Source organism: Streptomyces sp. NPDC028907, from assembly GCF_055564995.1.
In genome coordinates, this window is the sequence record NZ_JBVHVE010000007.1 from 31,416 (window position 1) to 51,628 (window position 20,213).

The window sequence follows — 20,213 nt, forward strand, 5'->3', positions numbered from 1 at the left end:
CTACATGTCCGAATGTGCCGACAACACGCGCGACAACACCCGCAAGGCGCCGAAGACTTCGGCTCCGAACGGGAACCGGACCCGTACGACGGCGGTCCTCGCCGGAGCGGCACTGCTCGCTCCGCTCGGGCTGCTGGCCGCGACCGGCAACGCCGCAGCGGCGGACAGCGCAGTGTGGGACCGCATCGCCCAGTGCGAGAGCGGCAGCAACTGGCACATCAACACCGGCAACGGCTACTACGGCGGACTCCAGTTCGCCGCCTCCACCTGGCGCGCCTTCGGCGGCACGGCCTACGCGCCGACGGCCGACCGGGCGAGCAAGGACCAGCAGATCGCCGTGGCCACCAAGGTGCAGCGCGCCCAGGGATGGGGCGCGTGGCCGACCTGTTCGGCCCGGGCCGGAGCATCCGGGAGCGCACCCGCGGCTTCCGCCGCCGGCTCGGCCCCCTCCGCAACCAACTCGGCCCCCTCCGCGACGAAGGAGGCCCCGTCCACTTCGTCACGGACACCGGAGCGTTCGGCGGAGCACACGAACCGCAGTTCGTCCCGCGGGGACTACACCGTCCGTGCGGGCGACACACTGAGCGGCATCGCAGCCCGCCACGGGACCAGCTGGCGGCAGCTCTACGCCGCCAACAAGTCCGTCATCGGTGCTGATCCCCACCTGATCGTGCCCGGGCAGCGTCTCGAACTCTGAGTGTCGCTCCCTGTCCAGGGCGCTGTGCCCCGCCCGGTCCGCCGACCGGGTGGGGCACCCGCTTTCGTCGGACGCGCCGCCCCGGAAGGTCGCAATAAGCTGCCTAGCGTGCTCATATGAAATGCACACCGCTCAAGATCGTTCTGGCCGCCGCCCTGTTCACGGCGGTGGCCCCGGGAACGTCGAACGCCACGCACACGTCGAACGCCACGCAGGTGACGCGTCCGGCCAACGCCACGCACGCGACGCACACAGCGCGTGCCACACATGCGACACGCGACAGTCATACGGCGCCGCGACCGGCCCCCGGACCTCCGCCCAAACGCGTGGCGTACGAGTGCGCCAAGGACCAGTGGCCCTGGGGCTGTGTCGCCCAGTGCGAGAGCGGCGGCAACTGGCACATCAACACCGGCAACGGCCACTACGGGGGACTGCAGTTCTCGCAGCAGACCTGGGAGGGCTTCGGCGGGGGTAGGTACGCAGCGCGCGCGGATCTCGCCAGCCGCCAGCAGCAGATCGCCATCGCCCGGAAGGTGGTGGCCGTGCAGGGCTGGGGAGCCTGGCCGCACTGCTCCAGTCGGTACGGGCTCAAGGGCCGTATGGAGCTGGGCCGACCCGGCGGCGTCACCGAGCGGCTGACCGCGAAGGCGACGGTGGTCATCCGGAAGGGATCGACCCGGTTCGGCGCGCGGCACGGCGCTCCCATTCCCCCGACTCGCCGCTGAACACGACCACGCCGCGCCGCAGTTCGTGGACGAGTGCCGCCCGGCCGTGCAGGACGGGCGGCAGCCGTTGCTCGGCGACGACCACGCACGCGTGGAGTTCGCTCAGCAGCCGGTATGTGTGAGCGGCCACGGTGGGCGACATGCCCTGGGCGGGCTCGTCCACGAGCACGACACGCGCGCGTGCCGACAGGGCGCGGGCGAGGGCGAGCATGCGCTGCTCGCCGCCGGACAGGGTGCCGGCGCGGCGTGCGAGGAGGGGTTCGAGGCCGGGGAAGGCGTCCAGGGCGATGTCGTACGATCCGGCCGCGAGTTCGAGGTGCTCGCGGACGGTGAGGGAGGCGAACACCGCCTGCCGTTCGGGGACCAGGCACAGTCCGCGGCGGGCCCTCTCGTGTGCCGGCACACGGGTCACGTCGGCGCCGTCCCAGACCACCGCGCCGCCGGACAGGGGCACGGTTCCGGCGAGGGCCCGCAGGGCGGTCGTACGGCCGGAACCGTTGCGGCCCAGCAGCACGGTGAGGCCGGGGCCGGGGGCGGTGAGGGTGACGCCGTGGAGGGCCTCCAAGGGGCCGTAGCGCACGCGCGCGTTGTGCAGGGAGATCTTGGTCGCGGGCGGGGTCGTGGTCATGCGGGGGTCTCCTGGGAGCCTGCCGCGTCGAGAACGCGGTCGGGAGGGCCCGAGGCGACGATGCGGCCCGCCGCCATGACGTGCACGGTGTCGGCGAGGTCGGCGACGAGGTCCAGGTCGTGTTCGACGACCAGCAGGGCCAGGCCGTCTGCGGCGAGGGCCTTCAGGACGCGGGCCAGCGCCGTGACTTCGGCGGTGTCGAGGCCGGCGGCGGGTTCGTCGAGGAGCAGCACGCGCGGGTTGCCCGCGAGGGCCCTGGCCAGTTCCACGCGCCTCAGTGTGCCGGTGGGGAGGTCTGCGGCGGGGAGGGTTCTTACGGGGCCGTCGAGTCCCAGGAGCCGGAGGGAACGCTCGACGGCGGACGGGTCTCGGGTTCTTCCCTGTTCTGCGCCGACGCGGACGTTCTCGGTGACGGTCAATGAGGGGAAGACGGCGAGTTGCTGGAAGGTGCGGGCGATGCCGAGGCGGGTGCGGGTGTGTGCGGGGAGGTGGGTGATGTCGTGGGGGCCCAGATGGACTTGGCCGTGGGAGGGGTGGTGGGTGCCGGCGAGGCAGTGGAACAGGGTTGATTTGCCCGCGCCGTTGGGGCCGATGACGGCGGTGATCCTGCCGGGTGGGACGGTGACGGTTACGTCGTTGAGGGCGGTGAAGCCGTTGTAGTGGGCCTGGAGGTGGTGGGTGGTGAGGGTCGTGGCCTTGGGTGCGGGTGTGTGGGTGGGCGCGCGGCCTACGGCCGCGTCGAGGGTCCCACCCGCACCGCCAGTGCTGCTTTCGTCGTCGGGTGCGGGTGGCCCTTGTGGGGGTTCAGCGCCGTCGCCGGCCGCGGCCGGACGGGGGGTGGTGGTCGGGCTGGGGCCTGTGCGTCTGGCCGGAGCGGGGGGCGTCCGCGCGACGCCTGCCGCCGTCAGCCCCGTCAAGGTCGGCCGGGACTCAGCCCCCTGCCCCGTCGGCCGCAACCGCCCCCGCACCCCCACTCCCACCGCCGTCAGACCCGTCCTCCGCCTCCTACGCGACCGCCACGCCTCGTACGGGCCGCCGGGGAAGCGGCCCACCAGTACCGCCAGGACGCCGATCAGGGCCGCCGCCACGCCGCCCCGGGTGCCCGCGTCGAGGCCGACCAGCAGGGCCGCCGCGGCCAGGGCGCCCAGGGTGCTGTCGGCGCCCAGGACGATCACCGCGGCGAACCAGAGGAGACCGCGCACGGGGTCGTAGGCGGCCGGGTCGAAGGCGCGCAGGCCCATGCCGAGCAGTCCGCCGCCCAGAGCGGCCAGGGCGGCGCCCGTGACGAAGGCCAGGAGCTTGAGGGAGGGGACCTGGACGCCTGCCGCCGACGCACCGGACTCGTGGTCGCGCATCGCGGCCAGGGCCCGGCCCGTGCGGCCCCGGCGCAGCAGCCAGGTCGTGAGGAGGGCGGCGCCCAGGAGCAGCAGTTCGAGGACGTAGTACGCGCGGTCGCCCTCGAAGCCCGTCGGGCGGCCCAGGGACAGGCCCGAGACGGCGTACGGCTGGGCGAAGACGAAGCGGCTCACGCCGACCCCGACCGCGAAGGTCACCAGCGCCAGCGCCAGGCCCCGGCGGCTGATCGCGGGCCAGCCGGTGAGCAGGCCCAGCGGAGCCACCAGGACGACCGCCAGGGCCAGGGCCGCGAGCTCCGGCAGGCGGGGCAGGCCCGGGAAGCGGCCCGCCGCCAGCAGGGCCGTGAACAGGGCGCCCAGGCCCGCGTACGCCGCCTGGCCGAGCGAGATCTGGCCGCCGCGGCCCGTGACGACGACCAGGGAGAGCAGCACCACGGCCAACGCCGGCACCTGCACCGACGTGTGCAGGTCCGAACCCGCGAAGCCGAGGGGGAGCAGGAAGAGCACGAGCGCCACGATCCAGGCGCCCGGAGGTGTCGGTACGCGCGCGGTGGACGTGCGGGGGAGGGCGTCGCGGGTACCGACGCGGGGGAGGGCCAGCGCCGCGATCAGCAGGGCCACGACGAAGAGGTTCGTGCTGAGGGCCTGGAGGAGGGGTGCGCCCCAGCCCGACGGGTGCAGGCGCGTCAGCTGGCTCTGGGCGACCCCGATCGTCACGGCCGTCAGCACCGCGACCGGCAGGCTGCGCATCCGGGCGGCCACCGCGACCGCGACGACCTCCATGACCAGCAGCGGCATGCCGTACGGGTCGAGACGGACGTACGGCGCCAGCAGTACGCCCGTCAGGCCCGCCGTGAACGAGCCGAACGCCCAGCCCGCCGCCGCCACCCGGTCCGCGTCGATGCCCCCGAGGACGGCCAGCCGCCGGTCGTCCACCACGGCACGCAGTTCCCGGCCGAAGCGCGTCCAGCGGATGACCGCCGTGACGCAGGCCGCCAGCAGCAGCGCCACCGCCAGCCCGCCCCAGGGGTCCGCCGACACCAGCTCCGGCGCGTCGTCCCGTGCCCCCTGGCCCCAGAGCAGCACCGCGCCGCCCACCAGCAGCACGAACACGCCGATGGACGCGACCAGGTTCTGCGCCGGGTCGCCGCCCAGGACGGCCGGCGGCCGGAAGACGAACCGTTCCAGCACCAGCCCGATGCCGGGCGCCAGGACCAGCAGCGTCACCGTGGCGCCCGCCCACAGCGGCCAGCCCCACTCGACCACGCACTGGCGCAGCGCGTACGCGCACACCATCGCGACGGCACCGTGCGCGAAGTTCAGCACGCCGGTCGCCCGGTACGTCACGACCAGGCCGATCCCGGTGAGCGCGGCGGCCGCGCCGACCGACAGACCGGCCAGCGTGAGGTCGTACGTCAGCGAGGACATCGTCGTCCGCCTCAGTCGTCCGCTTCGGCGGGCTCACAGATCGGGCACGGGCCCAGTTCGCCGCTCCGCACCAGTTTCGCGTCGACGGGCACGGCCTCCACCTTCCCGGCGACCAGCGGGCAGTCCGCGCGGTGCCAGAGGGTGCCGCCGGGCACCATCAGCAGGTCCCCGCTGACCGCCGGCGGGGCCGAGGCCGCCTGCCCGGACTCCTCGGCGCCGGCCGGCTCCACGGCCACCAGAAGTCCGTACAGCTCCTCCACGCGCGCGGCGGCGAGCGCGCCCCGGCCGTGGGTCAGCAGCACCGAACCCGCGATGATCAGCGCGGCGCCGGGGACCGTGCAGGACGCGAGGTACGGCAGCTGCCGCTCGGCGAACCGCTCGCCGGAGACGCCGTACCAGCCGATGACACACAGCACCGCGCCGACGGCGAGCGCGGCCCAGCCGGCCCACAGGACGGGGTGCACGGTCCGCAGTCGCGCTGTCCGCATCGCTGGCTCCCACACCTCGGGTTCGTCTGCATGCGCGTCGGGTTTTCGCGCATGTGCCCGGCCCTATTCCATGTCTGCCAATGGACTTGCACTATGCCTCCTGCAAGCTGACCCTGAAAGCACCGGGCGCACCCGGCCCGGATCGACACCCGGCGGTGAGCCAGATGGTTCTCGGGAGCGACCTCAGGCGGAGCAACGCACACGGGCGGCGTGGTCCACGCGCGGCGGGACGGGGGACCGCCGTGGCGGCGGCCCTGCTCCTCTTCCTCGCCCCGGCCCTCGCGGCCTGCAGTGACGACGAGGGAGGCGGCGGCAACGAGACCCCGCCGACCCCGACCGTCGAGCAGACGGAGGGGACCGAGGGGGCCGAGCAGTCTCCGGCCGCGACGGCGCCCCCCGACGTGGGCGCGGCCGAGACGGAGATCAAGCAGAACTGGCAGAAGTTCTTCGACCCGGCGACCTCCACGGAGGAGAAGCAGGCCGTGCTGGAGAACGGCGACCGGATGGGGCCGGTCCTCCAGGCGTTCAGCGGTGACGAGCGCGGCGGACAGGTCGAGGCGAAGGTCTCCAAGGTCGAGTTCACCTCGCCGACCGAGGCGAACGTGACGTACGACCTGACCCTGAAGGGCGCGACCGCCCTGCCGAACGCCTCCGGGACCGCGGTCGAACAGGACGGCACCTGGAAGGTGTCCGTCAAGACGCTGTGCGCGCTGGTCCAGTTGAGCGGCAATGGGTCGCCGGTCCCGGGGTGCTGAGGCGGCGATCGTCGTGGTGCTGCTGGCCCTGAGCACGGCGTGCGGCAGCAGGCTGCCGGAGAGCGACTTCGAGCACCGCGACCGTGGCACCTCTCCGGCGCCGGCCGGCGACCGCACCCCGATCCGGGTCGGGATCATCACCAGCGCCACCAGCCCGGTCGGCGGCGACGCCTTCACCGGCCCGCAGGACGGCGCCAAGGCGTACTTCGACCGCCTCAACGCGCGTGGCGGCGTCGACGGCCGCCGGGTCGAGGTCCGTGAGTGCGACGACGGCGGCAGCGGCGTCGGCAACAACGAGTGCGTGCACCGGCTGATCGACGAGGAGAAGGTCGTCGCCCTGGTCGCCACCACCGCCCTCGACTACGCCGGCGCCTCCCGCGTCGCACGCGCACGCGTGCCCGACATCGGCGGCCAGCCCATCGGGGCCGCCTACGACACCTACCCGCACCTGTACGGCATCTACGGCAGCCTCGCGCCCCGCGACGGCACGACCGGATGGGACGGCAGGCAGTACGGCGGCACGGAGGTCTACCGCTACTTCAAACGCGAGCACGGCGCCCGTACGGCCGCCGTCGTCTCCTACAACCAGCCCGCGTCCGCCGCCTACGCCCGGCTCGTCGAGCGGGGACTGAAGGCCGAGGGCTACAAGGTGGTGACCGAGCAGGTCGACTTCGCGCTGCCCAACTTCCGCGCGGTGGCCGCCGACCTCAAGGAGCAGGGGGCCGACCTCGTCTTCGACGCCATCGACACGCACGGCAACGTCCAGTTGTGCGAGGCGATGGACGACGTCGGCGCCGAGGTCACCGCCAAGGTCACGAACGTACAGAACTGGACGTCCACCGTCGCCGACGACTACAACGACGCCCCGCGCTGCCGCAACGCCCTGTGGGCCACCGGGTCCTCCCGCAACCACGAGGACACGGAGCAGGACGCCGTACGGGAGTTCCGGGACGCCACGAAGGGACTGAAGACGCACTCGCAGTGGCAGCTGGAAGGCTGGGCGGCCGCCATGTGGTTCACGGACGCGGCGAAGTCGTGCGCCGGACAGGGCGTCACACGCGCGTGCGTCGACGACTTCATGAACCGCAGCCAGGGATACACCGCCGACGGCCTGCTGATCCCGGTCAGGTTCGAGCGGCTGGCCGAACCGCCGAAGAGCCGCCGGACCTGTCTGTCGGTGGCCCGCTGGGAGGACGGCCGGGGCTGGGTCTCCCAAGGAGACATGAACACCACGTGCTTCGACGTCCCGCAACTGCCGTACCAGCCGTGACGGGCAACCATAAGGCCCCACCACTGGTCCAACTGACGCAGCAGAACAGGGAGTGGACCGAGCAGCGAGCCCAGGGAGGTACCGCGCGCATGACGCCCGTGTCGCACGCCTCACCCCTGCGCGCCGACTGCATCGCGGATTCGGCCGGCGGACTGACCTTCGACGTCACGGCGGCCGGGACGACCGAGGCGGCCCACCTCGTGCTGCGCCACCGCGAGGGCCACGAGGAGGTCAGCCTCCCGCTGCCCCCTGCCACCACCGGCCGCCTGCGCGCCGCCCTGCCCAGCAGCGTCGCCCTGCCGGAGGGCCACTGGGACGCGTACGCGAGTGTGACGGAGGGCGAGCCGCACCGCCTGGCACCGGGCGCGATGAAGGTGCACTCCCTGGCCTCCCGGGTCCCGTACCGGACCCGCCAGGGAAACCTCAGCGTCGAATGCCGGTTAGCGACAACGCCCTCAGGGGCACGGGGAACTGCGCGATCAACCCCTACGAGCCCGCACCCGCCCGCGATATCCGTACCCCCGAGCCATTAGGCGACTGGCAGACTGGGATCATGCTGGACACCTCCGCCAGGCTCCTGCGACTGCTCTCCCTCCTCCAGTCCCACCGGGAATGGTCCGGCGCCCAGCTCGCCGAACGCCTCGGCGTCACGCCCCGCACAGTGCGCCGCGACGTCGACCGCCTGCGCGAACTCGGCTACCCGGTCAACGCCAGCCCCGGCACCGGCGGCGGCTACCAACTGGGCGCCGGCGCCGAGCTGCCACCCCTGCTGCTGGACGACGACGAGGCGGTGGCCGTGGCCGTAGGGCTGCGCACCGCCGCGGGCCACGGCATCGAGGGCATCGGTGAGACCTCCGTACGGGCCCTCGCCAAGCTGGAGCAGGTCCTGCCGAACCGGCTGCGCCGCCGCGTGGGCGCCCTCAACGCCTTCACCGTGCCCATGCTGCGCGGTCCCCAGCCCTCCACCGTCGACCCGGCCGTCCTGACCGAGCTCGCCAACCTCTGCCGGGACTCCGAGCGCCTCAGGTTCGAGTACCGCGACCACGAGGGCGCCCCCACCCGCCGTACCGTCGAACCGCACCGCCTGGTGTGCAGCGAGCGCCGCTGGTACCTGGTCGCCTGGGATCTCGACCGCGAGGACTGGCGTACGTTCCGTGTCGACCGCATCACGCCCAAGCCACCGCACGGCCCGCGCTTCACGCCGCGCACCCCGCCCGCCGAGGACCTCGCCGCGTACGTCTCCCAGGGCGTCTCCACGCGCGCGTACGCCTCGCATGCCGTCATCCGGCTGCTGGTGCCCCTGGAGGAGGCCGCCGAGCACATCTCACCGTCGGACGGGCAGCTGGAGGCGGACGGTCCCGACAGCTGCCTGCTGCGCACCGGCGCCGGAAGTCTCGACGTGATGGTGATCCATGTGATGCTGATGGGCTTCGAGTTCGAGGTCCTGGAACCGGCCGAGCTCGTGGCGAGGATCAGGACGGCTCACGGCCTGCTTGCTCGCTCTTTGGCTCGGGCTGTGGAGCCTCCAACGCGTGCGCCGGATGGTGCAGGTCGAACGCCGGGGACTCGGAGCGGATCCGCGGCAGCGCGTTGAAGTTGTGCCGCGGAGGCGGACAGGAGGTCGCCCACTCCAGGGAGCGGCCGTAGCCCCAGGGGTCGTCGACCTCGACCTTCCTGCCGTACTTGGCGGTCTTCCAGACGTTGTAGAGGAACGGCAGCGTCGACAGGCCGAGCAGGAACGCGCCGATCGTCGAGACCGTGTTCAGTGCCGTGAAGCCGTCGGCCGCCAGATAGTCGGCGTACCGGCGTGGCATGCCCTCCGCGCCCAGCCAGTGCTGCACCAGGAACGTGGTGTGGAAGCCGACGAACAGCGTCCAGAAGTGGATCTTGCCGAGCCGTTCGTCGAGCATCTTCCCGGTGAACTTGGGCCACCAGAAGTGGAACCCGGCGAAGATCGCGAAGACGACCGTGCCGAAGACGACGTAGTGGAAGTGGGCGACGACGAAGTACGAGTCGGAGACGTGGAAGTCCATCGGCGGCGACGCCAGGATCACCCCGGTCAGCCCGCCGAACAGGAACGTCACCAGGAAGCCGGTCGCCCACAGCATCGGTGTCTCGAAGGACAGCGAGCCCTTGATCATGGTCCCGGTCCAGTTGAAGAACTTCACGCCCGTGGGCACCGCGATCAGGAAGCTCATGAAGGAGAAGAACGGCAGCAGCACCGCGCCGGTGACGAACATGTGGTGCGCCCACACCACGATCGACAGACCGGTGATCGCCATCGTCGCCGCGACCAGCGTCAGATAGCCGAACAGCGGCTTGCGCGAGAAGACCGGGATGATCTCGCTGATGATGCCGAAGAACGGCAGCGCGATGATGTACACCTCCGGATGCCCGAAGAACCAGAACAGGTGCTGCCACAGCAGCGCCCCGCCGTTGCCCGCGTCGAACACCACCGAGCCGAACCGGCGGTCCGCCTCCAGCACCAGCAGGGCCGCGGCCAGCACCGGGAACGCCATCAGGATCAGGATCGACGTGAACAGCGTGTTCCACACGAAGATCGGCATCCGGAACATCGTCATACCGGGGGCGCGCATCCCGATGATCGTGGTGATGAAGTTGACCGCGCCGAGGATCGTGCCGAAGCCCGCCAGCGCGAGGCCCATGATCCACAGGTCGGGGCCGATGCCGGGCGAGCGCTCCAGGCTGTTCAGCGGCGCGTACGCGAACCACCCGAACGAGGCCGGTCCGTCGGGCACGATCAGCGAACCCATCACGATCAGACCGCCGAACAGGAACAGCCAGTACGAGAACATGTTCAGCCGTGGGAAGGCCACGTCCGGCGCGCCGATCTGGAGCGGCATCAGCTCGTTGGCGAAGCCCGCGAAGGTCGGGGTCGCGAACAGCAGCAGCATGATCGTCCCGTGCATGGTGAACAGCTGGTTGAACTGCTCGTTGCTCAGCAACTGCATGCCCGGCCGAGCCAGTTCGGCCCGCATCACCAGCGCCATGACACCGCCGGCCAGGAAGAACAGGAACGACGTGATCAGGTAGAGATGGCCGATCTTCTTGTGGTCGGTCGTGGTCAGCCAGTCGACGACCACTCGGCCGCCCGGCTGTCTGCTTCGCATGGGTCGTGCCGTCGCCGGTACGGTCTGCGTCCCCATCGCTCGCTCGCCCCTTCGCTCGTCGCGCCCCGGGCCCGCTGAAGCCCGCGCCGCACGCGCCGACGCGAGCCCACGCCATGATGCTCGCGTCGACGGTGCTCCGACAGGGGGCGTACGGGGTTTCTATGTCGGAACCATGTATTTTCTGTGCGGCATCGGATCGCGCGGCCCGTACGCCCGCCGCGGCGGCAGTCATTGTCACGGCGGCGGGAAAAGGGGGCGGCGGCAGTTCCCCGGGAACTTTTCCCCGTGCTATTGGCCGGGTCGGCGCGACACGCGGGAATTACGATCGAATGCCTGCGGAAGGCCTAGGGAACCGCCCGTCCGTGTGACGAAGAGTGGCCGAAACGCGTGTCGTGATTCTGTGACGAAAGCGTGACCCCAGAGGTACGTGCGACCTGGATGGCAGCTACAAAGGTTCTCTGTCCGCTCTGGCCCGAACCCTCGCGCAGGCCCTAGCGTGGCGGCATGGCACCCATTCCGAAACCCCCCGCCGAACCGCAGGACAACCCGGATGCATACGTCGGTCTGGACGCCGACCGGGCCGAGCGACTCGCCCGTGACCGAGGGTGGTCGACGGTGCGTTCGCTGCCGCCGGGGGCGATCATCACCATGGAGTACCGGAGCGGTCGCCTGAACTTCGAGGTGAAGGACGGTCAGGTGGCGCGGGCCTGGAAAGGCTGACAGAGGCCGAGGAACGGGCGAAGGCCCCGGTTCCTGTCGAGGAGCCTGGGCCTTCGTCCGCACCGTGCGGGCGGACGGGGTGGGTGTGCGTACCGAACCCCGCCGTACGGGCGGTCAGCCGCCCGTGAGGGGGCGGGCCGCCTGGGGCGCGCCGCGCGCGATGCGGTCCGTGTGCGGCGGGCGGCGGCTGCCGGCCGGGGTCACCGGAGTCCGCTCCGCGCGGGCCGTGTGCGGGCCGGGCGCCAGGTAGGCGGGCGAATGGACGGTCGCCCGGGGCGAGTGGGCCGCGGGGGCCGTCTCGCGGGCGGCGGCCTCGTCCTCGGCGACCACCGGGCGCGGCTTGAGCAGCACCGGAGCCTCGACCGGGGCGGTCGGCACCGCCACCGCGCCGGCCCGGCGCTCGCGCCAGCGGTCGCGCAGGTCGAAGATCAAGGCCTCGGACCGGGCGATCAGCGGCTCGAACCAGGGCAGGGCGAGCAGAATGAGCAGGCCGGCGGCCCAGCCCAGCAGCACATCGCTCAGCCAGTGCGTACCGAGGTAGACGGTGGACAGGCCCACGCCCAGCGAGGTCACCGCCGACAGGGCCGACAGCCAGCGGCGCGCTCTCGGGGTCGAGGCCAGATAGGCCAGGATTCCCCAGGTCACCACGGCGTTGGCGGTGTGGCCGCTGGGAAATATATCGCCGCCCAGCCACATCTCGTTGGAGCCGACGGTCGTCGCGTAGTGCGGTCCGAGGCGGCCCATGCCGATCTTGGCGGCGCCGACCGTGACGTTCAGCAGCAGCAGCGAGACGCCGAGCGCGAGCAACGGGCGCAGCGTGTGCTGCCGCCAGGAGCGCCAGCCGAGCCATGCCGCGACCATCACGGCGGTCGGGCCGCGCTGGCCGAGCACCACGTAGTAGTCGACGAAGGCGTGGATCTCCGCCCACTGCTGGTAGGGCCGGAAGAACATGACCTGCCAGTCCAGCCGGACCAGCCAGGAGGTGATGACGACGGCCCACACGATGGCCGAGTAGAAGGCCAGGGTCGCGCCGAGGAGCACGATCCGGTGTCGGCTCATCGTCGGCACACTGATGTGGGCCGGCCGTTCCGGCTCACGATCAAGTCTGGCGAACACCCGGTCCAGACGGGTGGGCTTCGGTTTGGTACGCACCCAATCGACGTTACAGCGAGTGAGCTCGGATCCCGGTCGATTCACCGGCTTTGTGATGACGATGTGATGTGGGATTCCTCTCAGGAGGGGGTTTATTTCGAGCGAATGCGCAATCGCCGGAGACGGTGGCCTTCAATTCCTTTGATCATTCCGGACCGGGCGTTTATCGCGCTTTTAGATTTGTTCACCGGCTCATAATGCGGAATTCCCCCGGAGCTTCCCGGGGCTCACCGACGGTCAGGGCGGACCGCTGCCGTTCAGCCAGAACCCCCCGTACGCCGCCGAGGCCATGGCCACGGCACCCACCACCAGCGCCGACCTGCGGGTACGCAGCCCGGCGAGGGACCGGGCGAGCGGCAGGAGGAGCGGGAAGGCGGGCAGCAGCAGGCGCGGTTTCGAGCCGAAGTAGCTCGACGCGCACAGGGCGAGCGCGGTGACGACACCCGCGTACACCAGCAGCGGCAACGGCTGGCGCTGCCGTACGCAGACCACATACAGCCAGACCACCAGGCCGACGCCGACCAGCAGTCCGACCCCGGCCAGGGCCGACGGGAACGACGTGAACTTTTCGGCGACGAACCGGGCGAAGGCGTATCCGCCGTCGAAACCGTTGCGCCAGCCCGCCTGGACGTCGAGATAGCCCAGCGGACCCTTGCCGGTGCGGTGGCCGACCCACAGGACATAGGCGGCGGCGCCGAGCGGGGCGAGCAGCATCGCGAGTACGCGGCGCACCGGAACACCGAGGAGGAGTCCCGCGCCGTCCGCGCCCGGTGCCCGGCCCGCCCCGCGGTCCCGCGCGAACGAGGCGATGCCCGCCGCCCACACCGCCGCGACCACGGCCAGCCCCACCGGACGGGTCAGCCCGGTCAGCAGGGCCAGGGCGCCCGCCGTGATCCAGCGGCCGGTCAGGACCGCGTACAGCGACCAGGCGGCCAGCGCCGTGAACAGTGACTCGCTGTACGCCATCGACTGCACGATCCCGACCGGCAGGACCGCCCACAGCAGGACCGCGCACACGCCGACGCGACGGCCGTACACGTGCTCCGCCACCGCGAAGATCCCCCAGGCCGCGGCGAGCGAGGCGAGCAGGCTGACGACGAAGCCGCCGTCGGCGTACGACAGCGGGGAAACCTCCGCGACCAGCCGCTCCAGCCAGGGCAGCAGCGGGAAGAACGCGAGATTCGAGTGCACGTCGCCGTTGGGCAGCCGCACCTCGTAGCCGTACCCCAGCTCGGCGATCCTGGTGTACCAGAGCGCGTCCCAGCGGGCGGTCAGCAGGGTGTACGCGTCCTTGTCGCGCACCGCGCTCCACAGGGCCAGGACGAGCAGGCCGAGGGCGCGTACGGCCGCATACCCGAGGAGCGCCGGGGCGGCCCGGCGCAGCGCCTCGGAACGGGCCGGGGTCACGCGCGTCGCAAGATCGGTCACGGGCCCGATTATCCGGCTCGGGGCGAACGTCGAGGTCGGCGGGAGCGCGACGGAAGGAGGCGTGAGTGGCGTACGCCACACTTGTTCCGCGGAGGTGTGAGAGGTCCGCCACTCGGCGCCGAGACGGACTCGCGTACTCTGACGAGTCACTCGCCCTTCGTCGCGTGGGCCGGAGACCACCGCTCCTCTCCGGCCGGGCCACGGGGAGTCCCCACCCCGTGTGACCGCCGGGGGCGAGGGAAAATCTGGGAGGTACGTACATGTCCGGGACGACCACGGCTGCCGCTGGGCTGCGCCGTCGGGCGGCCGGGGCCGGTGCAAACCGCTGGGTCGTCCTCGTCGTCCTCTGTGTCAGCCTGCTGCTCGTCGCGGTCGACGCGACCGTGTTGCACGTGGCTGTGCCCGCCGTCACCGAGGACCTCAGGCCCGGCGCGATAGAGCTGCTCTGGATCGTCGACATCTATCCACTCGTCTGCGCCTCGCTGCTGATCCTCTTCGGCACCCTCGGCGACCGGGTGGGCCGCAGACGCGTCCTGCTGCTCGGTTACGGCCTCTTCGGCCTCGCCTCCGGCCTCGCCGCCCTCGCGCACGATCCACAGGTGCTGATCCTGGCCCGCGCCCTGCTCGGTGTCGGCGGCGCGATGATCATGCCCGCGACCCTGTCGATCCTGCGCCAGGTCTTCCCCGACCGGCGTGAACGGGCCCTCGCCATCGGTATCTGGAGCGCCGTCGCCGCGGTCGGCGCGGCCGTCGGACCGCTGCTCGGCGGCTTCCTCCTCGAACACTTCTGGTGGGGCTCGGTCTTCCTCGTCAACATCCCGCTGATGCTGGTCAGCCTCCCGGTGGGACGGCTGCTGCTGCCCGAGTCCAAGGGCGACGGCAAGGGCCCCTGGGACGTCGTCGGCGCGCTGATGGCGGCGGCCGGGCTGTTCGGCATGGTGCTCGGCGTCAAGCGGCTCGGCGGCGGGGAGCAGGTGGCGAGCCTGCTCACCCTGGTGCCGCTGGTGGTCGGCGCGGCGCTGCTGGTGCTCTTCGTACGGCGGCAGCGGCGCCGGGAGTTTCCGCTGGTGGACCTGCGGATGTTCGCGCGGCCGGCGTTCAGCACCTCGGTCGGGTGCATCGTGCTGGCGATGCTCGCGCTCGTGGGGCTCGAGTTGATCGCGGCGCAGTATCTGCAGCTGGTGCTGGGACTCTCGCCGCTGGAGACGGGGCTACGGCTGCTGCCGCTGACGTTCGCGGCGATGGCGGCCGGGCTCGCGGGCGCCCGGCTGCTGCGCCGGTTCGGGCCGCGGCGGATGGTGTGCGCCGGGTTCGTGCTGACGGCCGTCGCGGTGCTGCTGCTGACGGCGATGGGCGGCGAGGACAACCCCGGGCTGCTGCTGTCCGGGTTCGTGCTGCTGGGCTTCGGGCTGGAGACGACGCTCTTCGGGGCGTACGAGTCGATGCTGAGCGAGGCTCCGCAGGACCAGGCGGGCGGGGCGGCCGCGATCGGCGAGACCTCGTACCAGCTGGGCGCCGGCATCGGCATCGCACTGCTGGGCAGCGTGATGAACGCGGCGTATGCCCCCGGGCTGGCGGACGTGTCGGGTGTTCCGGCGTCGGCCTCCGCTGCGGCTTCCCATTCGCTGGGTGAGGCGTACGAGGTCGCTGCGCGGCTGGGCGGGCCCGCGGGGGTGGCTCTGCAGCGGGCGGCTCGGGACTGTTTTGTGCACGGGCTGCATGTGACGTTGCTGGTGAGTGCGGGGTTGTTGCTGCTGGGGGCCGCGATGGCGTTGCGGTTGCCGCGGGTGATGCAGTGTGAGGCGCCTGCGGTGGAGCTGCCCAAGCCGAGGGAAGTCGTGGAGTCCCGCGTCTCCGCTTGACCAAAGCCTTCTCCTGCGGTGTGGGGTCGTACTGGACGCGGGGGACACTGCGTCGTAGCGTCTGCCCAGAGTCGTAACTAGCGGCGCTAGTTTTAATCCTTCCCGGAGGGTGTCCCATGTCCGCGTCCTCGAAGTTGCCCCCGTTCGACCCCGCCGATCCCCTCGGCATCGACGACCTCCTGGAGCCCGAGGACCTGGCGATCCGGAGCACCGTGCGGGCGTGGGCGGCGGATCGGGTGGTGCCGTATGTCGCCGAGTGGTACGAGAAGGGGGAGCTGCCGGAGATCCGGGAACTCGCGCGGGAGCTCGGGGAGATCGGTGCCCTCGGGATGTCGCTCGAGGGGTACGGATGTGCCGGGGCCTCCGCCGTGCAGTACGGGCTCGCCTGTCTGGAGCTGGAGGCCGCCGACTCCGGGATCCGGTCCCTCGTCTCCGTGCAGGGCTCCCTCGCCATGTACGCCATCCACCGGTTCGGCAGCGAGGAGCAGAAGCAGGCGTGGCTGCCGCGGATGGCCTCCGGTGAGGTGATCGGGTGCTTCGGGCTGACCGAGCCCGACCACGGGTCCGACCCGGCGTCCATGCGGACGTACGCCAAGCGCGACGGCGCCGACTGGGTGCTCAGCGGGCGGAAGATGTGGATCACCAACGGGTCCGTCGCCGGGGTCGCCGTCGTGTGGGCGCAGACGGAGGAGGGGATCCGCGGGTTCGTCGTGCCGGCCGACAGCCCCGGCTTCTCCGCTCCCGAGATCAAGCACAAGCTGTCGCTGCGCGCCTCCGTCACCAGTGAGCTCGTCCTCGACGACGTACGGCTGCCCGCCGATGCCGTGCTGCCGGAGGTCGTGGGGCTCAAGGGGCCGCTCAGCTGTCTCTCGCACGCGCGGTACGGGATCGTGTGGGGTGCCATGGGGGCGGCGCGGTCCTGTTTCGAGGCCGCTGTCGACTACGCGAGGACGCGGGAGCAGTTCGGCCGGCCGATCGGGGGCTTCCAGCTCACCCAGGCCAAGCTCGCCGACATGGCGCTCGAACTGCACAAGGGGATTCTGCTCGCCCATCATCTGGGGCGGCGGATGGACGCCGGCCGCCTGCGCCCCGAGCAGGTCAGCTTCGGCAAACTCAACAACGTCCGTGAGGCCATCGACATCTGCCGTACGTCCCGGACGATCCTCGGTGCCAACGGGATCTCGCTCGAATACCCCGTGATGCGGCACGCGACCAACCTCGAATCGGTGCTCACCTACGAGGGCACCGTCGAGATGCACCAGCTCGTGCTGGGCAAGGCGCTCACCGGACTCGACGCCTTCCGGTGAACCCGTCAGGAGGGGGCAGGGCCGGTGGACGGCCCTGCCTCAGCTCTGGTTGTAGAAGCCGTCCTCGCGGTGAGACGCGCGCTCACCGCTGATGATCTCCGTGTCGGCCGGGGTCAGCAGGAACACGCGGTTGGACACACGGTCGATCGAGCCGCGCAGACCGAAGATGAGGCCCGCCGCGAAGTCGACGACACGCTTGGCGTCCGCGGGCTCCATGGCCGTGAGGTTCATGATGACCGGGACCCCGTCCCGGAACAGCTCGCCGATGGCGCGGGCGTCCCGGAAGCTGTCCGGAGTGACCGTGCCGATGCGGCGGCCCTTCTCCTCGGCGACGTCCGTGGCCACCTTGACCCGCGGATCGGTGACCCAGGCATCCCCGGGCTCGGTCCCTTCGGAGTAGTCGTCGTCGTAATAACGCTCGTCATCGTTGTCGTCAACGAGGCCCAGCCAGGCACTCGCCTTGCGCACCGATCCCATGGACGCCTCCTCTCACAGCGGTCTCTCTTACATTCCGCATCCCTATGGTCATCCATGATGCGGACGTCTCGCCAAGTGGATAGACGCCGCGCGGGGGGTTTGTGACGGTACTGGTGCACAGCGAATACGTCGAGAGCCCGTGTACCCCAAGGGGCATGCCACGTACGGCTGCTGACTGTGAGTGAAATATGATTCTTCACGGCGTATGGGTGATGTGAGGTGCGTACGGGTGAACGAGCCCGTCATGGCGTTCACTACTCCGCTCGGTACGATGCGGCAGCTCAGCGTCATGAGTACGCCGTAAGAACCTCGGGGGAACGTCATGTTCGGAATGGTCAGGCCCTGCCGTCATCGACTGGGAGAGAAGCTCACCGGCCAGTGGATGGCGCATTTGTGCGGGCTGTGCCTCGCGCTGCGCTCAGACCACGGCCAGTTCGCGCGGATCGTGACGAACTACGACGGCCTTCTCATCTCCGTTCTGACAGAGGCTCAGGCGGGCCAGGACAGTGGACTGCGGCGTACGGCCGGACCGTGCCCGCTGCGCGGTATGCGCACCGCGTCCGTCGCGCAGGGCGAGGGCGCCCGGCTGGCCGCCGCCGTCTCGCTGGTGCTGGCCTCGGCCAAGGTGCGTGACCATATGGCCGACGGCGACGGGCTGCTGGCCCGTAAGCCGGTGGCGCTCGCCGCGCGCCGGGTGGCAGCCGGCTGGGGTGCGGCGGGCGCCCGGAGCGGCTCGGCCGTCGGGTTCGACACCGCCGTACTCGTCGACGCCGTGGACCGGCAGGTCGGCATCGAGACGCTCGCCGGGCTCGGGACGTCGATCCTCGCCGTGACCGAACCGACCGAGACGGCGACGGCCGCCGCCTTCGCGCACACCGCGATCCTGGCCGGACGGCCGCAGAACGCCGAGCCGCTCGCCGAGGCCGGGCGCCTCTTCGGACGGCTGGCCCACCTCCTGGACGCCGTGGAGGACCGGGCGGCCGACGCCGAGTCGGGCGCGTGGAACCCGCTCACCGCGACCGGTACCCCGCTCGCCGAGGCGCGACGGCTCGCGGACGACGCCGTGCAGGGTGTGCGGCTGGCCCTGCGCGAGGTCGAGTTCGCGGATGCGGCGCTCGCGCACCTGCTGCTCGTGCACGAACTGCGGCGCTCGGTGGACCGCGCCTTCGGCACGGTGCCCGCGTGCGCGTCCCATCAGCCGGGGCCCGGGCCGTACGGGCAGCCCCCGCAGCAGGGTCAGGGGCCGTACGGGGCACCGCAGAATCCGTACGCCGGTGGTGGCAATCCGTATGCCGGCGGGAACCCGTACGCGGGTGGCGGGGGTGCGCCCGGCGGAGGCGGCGGGGGTGTGTCCGGCGGAGGCGGGGGCGGCTTCGGCGGGTTCGGAGGGGTGCCGGCGCCCCAGCCGCCGAAGGGGCGGCGTGGGTTCTGGGCCGGCTGCGGGATGTTCTGGCTGCTGTGCTGCACCTGCAAGCTGTGCTGTGCGAAGGAGTACGAGGGGCCGTGGTCGCGCAAGAAGCGTGAGGGCTGCTGCCGTGACTGCGACGGGTGCGATTGCTGTTGCCCTTGCGACGGTTGCTAGGTGTTCCGCTTGGGGTGTGCGGGGCGGGCAGAAGGGCGTCGCTGAGCGGGGGCTGATGGCCAGAACCTACAGGTGGTTCAAAAGTTGACGGCCGAAAGGCGCTCTTGCGCCAACCGGCCGTTCGGCCGAATACTCCCCCTCAGCGCTTGTCAGGGGCACGACGTGTTCGGAATCCGGAGACGATCGGCCGGCTGACTGCGCCTCACGGGCCCCGACCCCACGCGGGCCCCCGACTTCCCTTGGAGGGAACGAAAAGTGAGGATCAAGCGCACCACCCCCCGCAGTGGCATTACGAGACGGACCCGGCTGATCGCCGTTTCCTCCGGCCTCGTCGCCGCAGCCGCGATCGCGATCCCCAACGCGACCGCCGCGGAGACTCCCGCCACCTTCAGCGCCGCCGAGCTCAAGAGCGTCAGCGGCTCCGTGCTGAAGGCCGACGTCCCCGGCACCGCCTGGGCCGTCGACAGCAAGACCAACCGCGTCATGGTGACCGTCGACTCCACGGTCTCCCAGGCGGAGATAGCGAAGATCAAGCAGCAGGCCGGGGCGGACGCCGACGCGCTCACCATCAAGAAGGTCCCCGGCAAGTTCAGCAAGTTCATCCAGGGCGGCGACGCCATCTATGCGAGTAGCTGGCGCTGCTCGCTCGGCTTCAACGTCCAGGACAGCAGCGGCAACCAGTACTTCCTGACCGCCGGCCACTGCACCGACGGCGCGGGCACCTGGTACTCCAACTCCGGCCGCACCCAGGTCATCGGCACGACCGCCGGCTCCAGCTTCCCGGGCAACGACTACGGCATCGTGCGGTACTCCGGTTCCGTCAGCCGGCCCGGCACCGCGAACGGCGTGGACATCACCCGTGCGGCCACGCCCAGCGTGGGCACTACCGTCATCCGTGACGGCTCCACCACCGGTACGCACAGCGGCCGGGTCACCGCCCTGAACGCCACCGTCAACTACGGCGGCGGCGACGTCGTCGGCGGTCTGATCCAGACCACCGTCTGCGCCGAGCCCGGCGACTCCGGTGGTTCGCTCTACGGCAGCAACGGCACCGCGTACGGTCTGACCTCCGGCGGCAGCGGCAACTGTTCCTCCGGTGGCACGACCTTCTTCCAGCCGGTCACCGAGGCACTGAGCGCGTACGGCGTCAGCGTCTACTGACGTTCGCGCCGTACCTCGGCACCTGACCTGATCTGCAGCCGGCAGCA

The 20,213-nt window shown here is 71.3% G+C and carries 16 protein-coding genes and 1 pseudogene; 10 read left to right on the plus strand and 7 right to left on the minus strand.

Annotation, left to right across the window (positions count from 1 at the left end; genetic code table 11):
• Positions 1-4: 4 nt before the first annotated feature.
• Both ACZ4UU_RS22245 and ACZ4UU_RS22250 read left to right on the plus strand, forming a co-directional pair.
• On the plus strand, positions 5-697 hold the full coding sequence (locus tag ACZ4UU_RS22245) for a transglycosylase family protein (protein ID WP_471905129.1): 693 nt from the start codon (positions 5-7) through the stop codon (positions 695-697).
• A gap of 116 nt (positions 698-813) precedes the next feature.
• Entirely contained in the window at positions 814-1,422 is a 609-nt protein-coding gene (locus tag ACZ4UU_RS22250) for a transglycosylase family protein (RefSeq protein WP_471905130.1), read from the plus strand.
• Here the strand turns inward: ACZ4UU_RS22250 and ACZ4UU_RS22255 are convergent.
• From ACZ4UU_RS22255 to ACZ4UU_RS22265, 3 genes are read right to left on the minus strand one after another with little or no spacing between them, the layout of a single operon-like run.
• Positions 1,355-2,050, minus strand: a complete 696-nt coding sequence (locus tag ACZ4UU_RS22255) for an ATP-binding cassette domain-containing protein (RefSeq protein ID WP_471905131.1) — start codon at positions 2,048-2,050, stop codon at positions 1,355-1,357. The two genes, ACZ4UU_RS22250 and ACZ4UU_RS22255, sit on opposite strands and share 68 nt — an antisense overlap.
• Positions 2,047-4,833 carry an ABC transporter permease subunit gene (locus ACZ4UU_RS22260; protein WP_471905132.1) on the minus strand — a complete coding sequence of 929 codons (2,787 nt, stop codon included), beginning with the start codon at positions 4,831-4,833 and terminating at the stop codon, positions 2,047-2,049. The genes ACZ4UU_RS22255 and ACZ4UU_RS22260 overlap by 4 nt, the downstream gene beginning before the upstream one ends.
• A gap of 11 nt (positions 4,834-4,844) precedes the next feature.
• On the minus strand, positions 4,845-5,321 hold the full coding sequence (locus tag ACZ4UU_RS22265; protein WP_471905133.1) for a hypothetical protein: 477 nt from the start codon (positions 5,319-5,321) through the stop codon (positions 4,845-4,847).
• A 164-nt stretch (positions 5,322-5,485) separates the two neighbouring features.
• On the opposite strand from ACZ4UU_RS22265, the gene ACZ4UU_RS22270 reads away from it, so the two are divergent.
• From ACZ4UU_RS22270 to ACZ4UU_RS22280, 3 genes are all read left to right on the plus strand, one after another.
• Positions 5,486-6,076, plus strand: coding sequence for an MTB12 C-terminal domain-containing protein (locus ACZ4UU_RS22270; protein WP_471905134.1), 591 nt, complete (start codon positions 5,486-5,488; stop codon positions 6,074-6,076).
• Complete coding sequence (locus tag ACZ4UU_RS22275) at positions 6,051-7,346, plus strand: ABC transporter substrate-binding protein (RefSeq protein WP_471905135.1); 1,296 nt, start codon at positions 6,051-6,053, stop codon at positions 7,344-7,346. Before ACZ4UU_RS22270 ends, ACZ4UU_RS22275 begins: the two co-directional genes overlap by 26 nt.
• Before the next feature lie 553 nt (positions 7,347-7,899).
• On the plus strand, positions 7,900-8,940 hold the full coding sequence (locus tag ACZ4UU_RS22280) for a helix-turn-helix transcriptional regulator (RefSeq protein WP_471905136.1): 1,041 nt from the start codon (positions 7,900-7,902) through the stop codon (positions 8,938-8,940).
• Here the strand turns inward: ACZ4UU_RS22280 and ctaD are convergent.
• Positions 8,939-10,513, minus strand: a pseudogene (gene ctaD, locus ACZ4UU_RS22285) (aa3-type cytochrome oxidase subunit I); the annotation flags it as partial. The gene ACZ4UU_RS22280 and the pseudogene ctaD overlap by 2 nt on opposite strands.
• A gap of 468 nt (positions 10,514-10,981) precedes the next feature.
• Between ctaD and ACZ4UU_RS22290 the strand changes: the two are divergent.
• On the plus strand, positions 10,982-11,197 hold the full coding sequence (locus ACZ4UU_RS22290; RefSeq protein WP_383421615.1) for an I78 family peptidase inhibitor: 216 nt from the start codon (positions 10,982-10,984) through the stop codon (positions 11,195-11,197).
• A 114-nt stretch (positions 11,198-11,311) separates the two neighbouring features.
• Here the strand turns inward: ACZ4UU_RS22290 and ACZ4UU_RS22295 are convergent, their stop codons facing one another.
• Positions 11,312-12,349: a phosphatase PAP2 family protein gene (locus tag ACZ4UU_RS22295; RefSeq protein WP_471905137.1), complete on the minus strand. Its 1,038-nt coding sequence runs from the start codon at positions 12,347-12,349 to the stop codon at positions 11,312-11,314.
• A 237-nt stretch (positions 12,350-12,586) separates the two neighbouring features.
• Positions 12,587-13,777, minus strand: a complete 1,191-nt coding sequence (locus ACZ4UU_RS22300) for a mannosyltransferase family protein (protein WP_471905138.1) — start codon at positions 13,775-13,777, stop codon at positions 12,587-12,589.
• A 260-nt stretch (positions 13,778-14,037) separates the two neighbouring features.
• Between ACZ4UU_RS22300 and ACZ4UU_RS22305 the strand changes: the two genes are divergently transcribed.
• Positions 14,038-15,639, plus strand: a complete 1,602-nt coding sequence (locus tag ACZ4UU_RS22305; protein ID WP_471905139.1) for an MFS transporter — start codon at positions 14,038-14,040, stop codon at positions 15,637-15,639.
• Between the two features lie 116 nt (positions 15,640-15,755).
• Positions 15,756-16,946, plus strand: coding sequence for an acyl-CoA dehydrogenase family protein (locus ACZ4UU_RS22310; RefSeq protein WP_471905140.1), 1,191 nt, complete (start codon positions 15,756-15,758; stop codon positions 16,944-16,946).
• Between the two features lie 39 nt (positions 16,947-16,985).
• On the opposite strand, the gene ACZ4UU_RS22315 is transcribed toward ACZ4UU_RS22310, so the two are convergent.
• Positions 16,986-17,423, minus strand: a complete 438-nt coding sequence (locus ACZ4UU_RS22315; RefSeq protein ID WP_217209019.1) for a cell division protein SepF — start codon at positions 17,421-17,423, stop codon at positions 16,986-16,988.
• A gap of 322 nt (positions 17,424-17,745) precedes the next feature.
• Here ACZ4UU_RS22315 and ACZ4UU_RS22320 point away from each other — a divergent pair, with 322 nt between their 5' ends.
• Together ACZ4UU_RS22320 and ACZ4UU_RS22325 are read left to right on the plus strand one after the other, a co-directional pair.
• Positions 17,746-19,005, plus strand: a complete 1,260-nt coding sequence (locus ACZ4UU_RS22320; RefSeq protein ID WP_471905141.1) for a DUF5685 family protein — start codon at positions 17,746-17,748, stop codon at positions 19,003-19,005.
• 255 nt (positions 19,006-19,260) lie between these two features.
• Positions 19,261-20,166 carry a S1 family peptidase gene (locus ACZ4UU_RS22325; protein WP_471905142.1) on the plus strand — a complete coding sequence of 302 codons (906 nt, stop codon included), beginning with the start codon at positions 19,261-19,263 and terminating at the stop codon, positions 20,164-20,166.
• The last annotated feature ends 47 nt before the right edge of the window (positions 20,167-20,213 follow it).

Coding starts and splice junctions, on each gene's coding strand:
- ACZ4UU_RS22245 (WP_471905129.1), top strand. CDS start 5: ATGTCCGAATGTGCCGACAACACGCGCGACAACACCCGCAAGGCGCCG.
- ACZ4UU_RS22250 (WP_471905130.1), top strand. CDS start 814: ATGAAATGCACACCGCTCAAGATCGTTCTGGCCGCCGCCCTGTTCACG.
- ACZ4UU_RS22255 (WP_471905131.1), bottom strand. CDS start 2,050: ATGACCACGACCCCGCCCGCGACCAAGATCTCCCTGCACAACGCGCGC.
- ACZ4UU_RS22260 (WP_471905132.1), bottom strand. CDS start 4,833: ATGTCCTCGCTGACGTACGACCTCACGCTGGCCGGTCTGTCGGTCGGC.
- ACZ4UU_RS22265 (WP_471905133.1), bottom strand. CDS start 5,321: ATGCGGACAGCGCGACTGCGGACCGTGCACCCCGTCCTGTGGGCCGGC.
- ACZ4UU_RS22270 (WP_471905134.1), top strand. CDS start 5,486: ATGGTTCTCGGGAGCGACCTCAGGCGGAGCAACGCACACGGGCGGCGT.
- ACZ4UU_RS22275 (WP_471905135.1), top strand. CDS start 6,051: ATGGGTCGCCGGTCCCGGGGTGCTGAGGCGGCGATCGTCGTGGTGCTG.
- ACZ4UU_RS22280 (WP_471905136.1), top strand. CDS start 7,900: ATGCTGGACACCTCCGCCAGGCTCCTGCGACTGCTCTCCCTCCTCCAG.
- ACZ4UU_RS22290 (WP_383421615.1), top strand. CDS start 10,982: ATGGCACCCATTCCGAAACCCCCCGCCGAACCGCAGGACAACCCGGAT.
- ACZ4UU_RS22305 (WP_471905139.1), top strand. CDS start 14,038: ATGTCCGGGACGACCACGGCTGCCGCTGGGCTGCGCCGTCGGGCGGCC.
- ACZ4UU_RS22310 (WP_471905140.1), top strand. CDS start 15,756: ATGTCCGCGTCCTCGAAGTTGCCCCCGTTCGACCCCGCCGATCCCCTC.
- ACZ4UU_RS22315 (WP_217209019.1), bottom strand. CDS start 17,423: ATGGGATCGGTGCGCAAGGCGAGTGCCTGGCTGGGCCTCGTTGACGAC.
- ACZ4UU_RS22320 (WP_471905141.1), top strand. CDS start 17,746: ATGTTCGGAATGGTCAGGCCCTGCCGTCATCGACTGGGAGAGAAGCTC.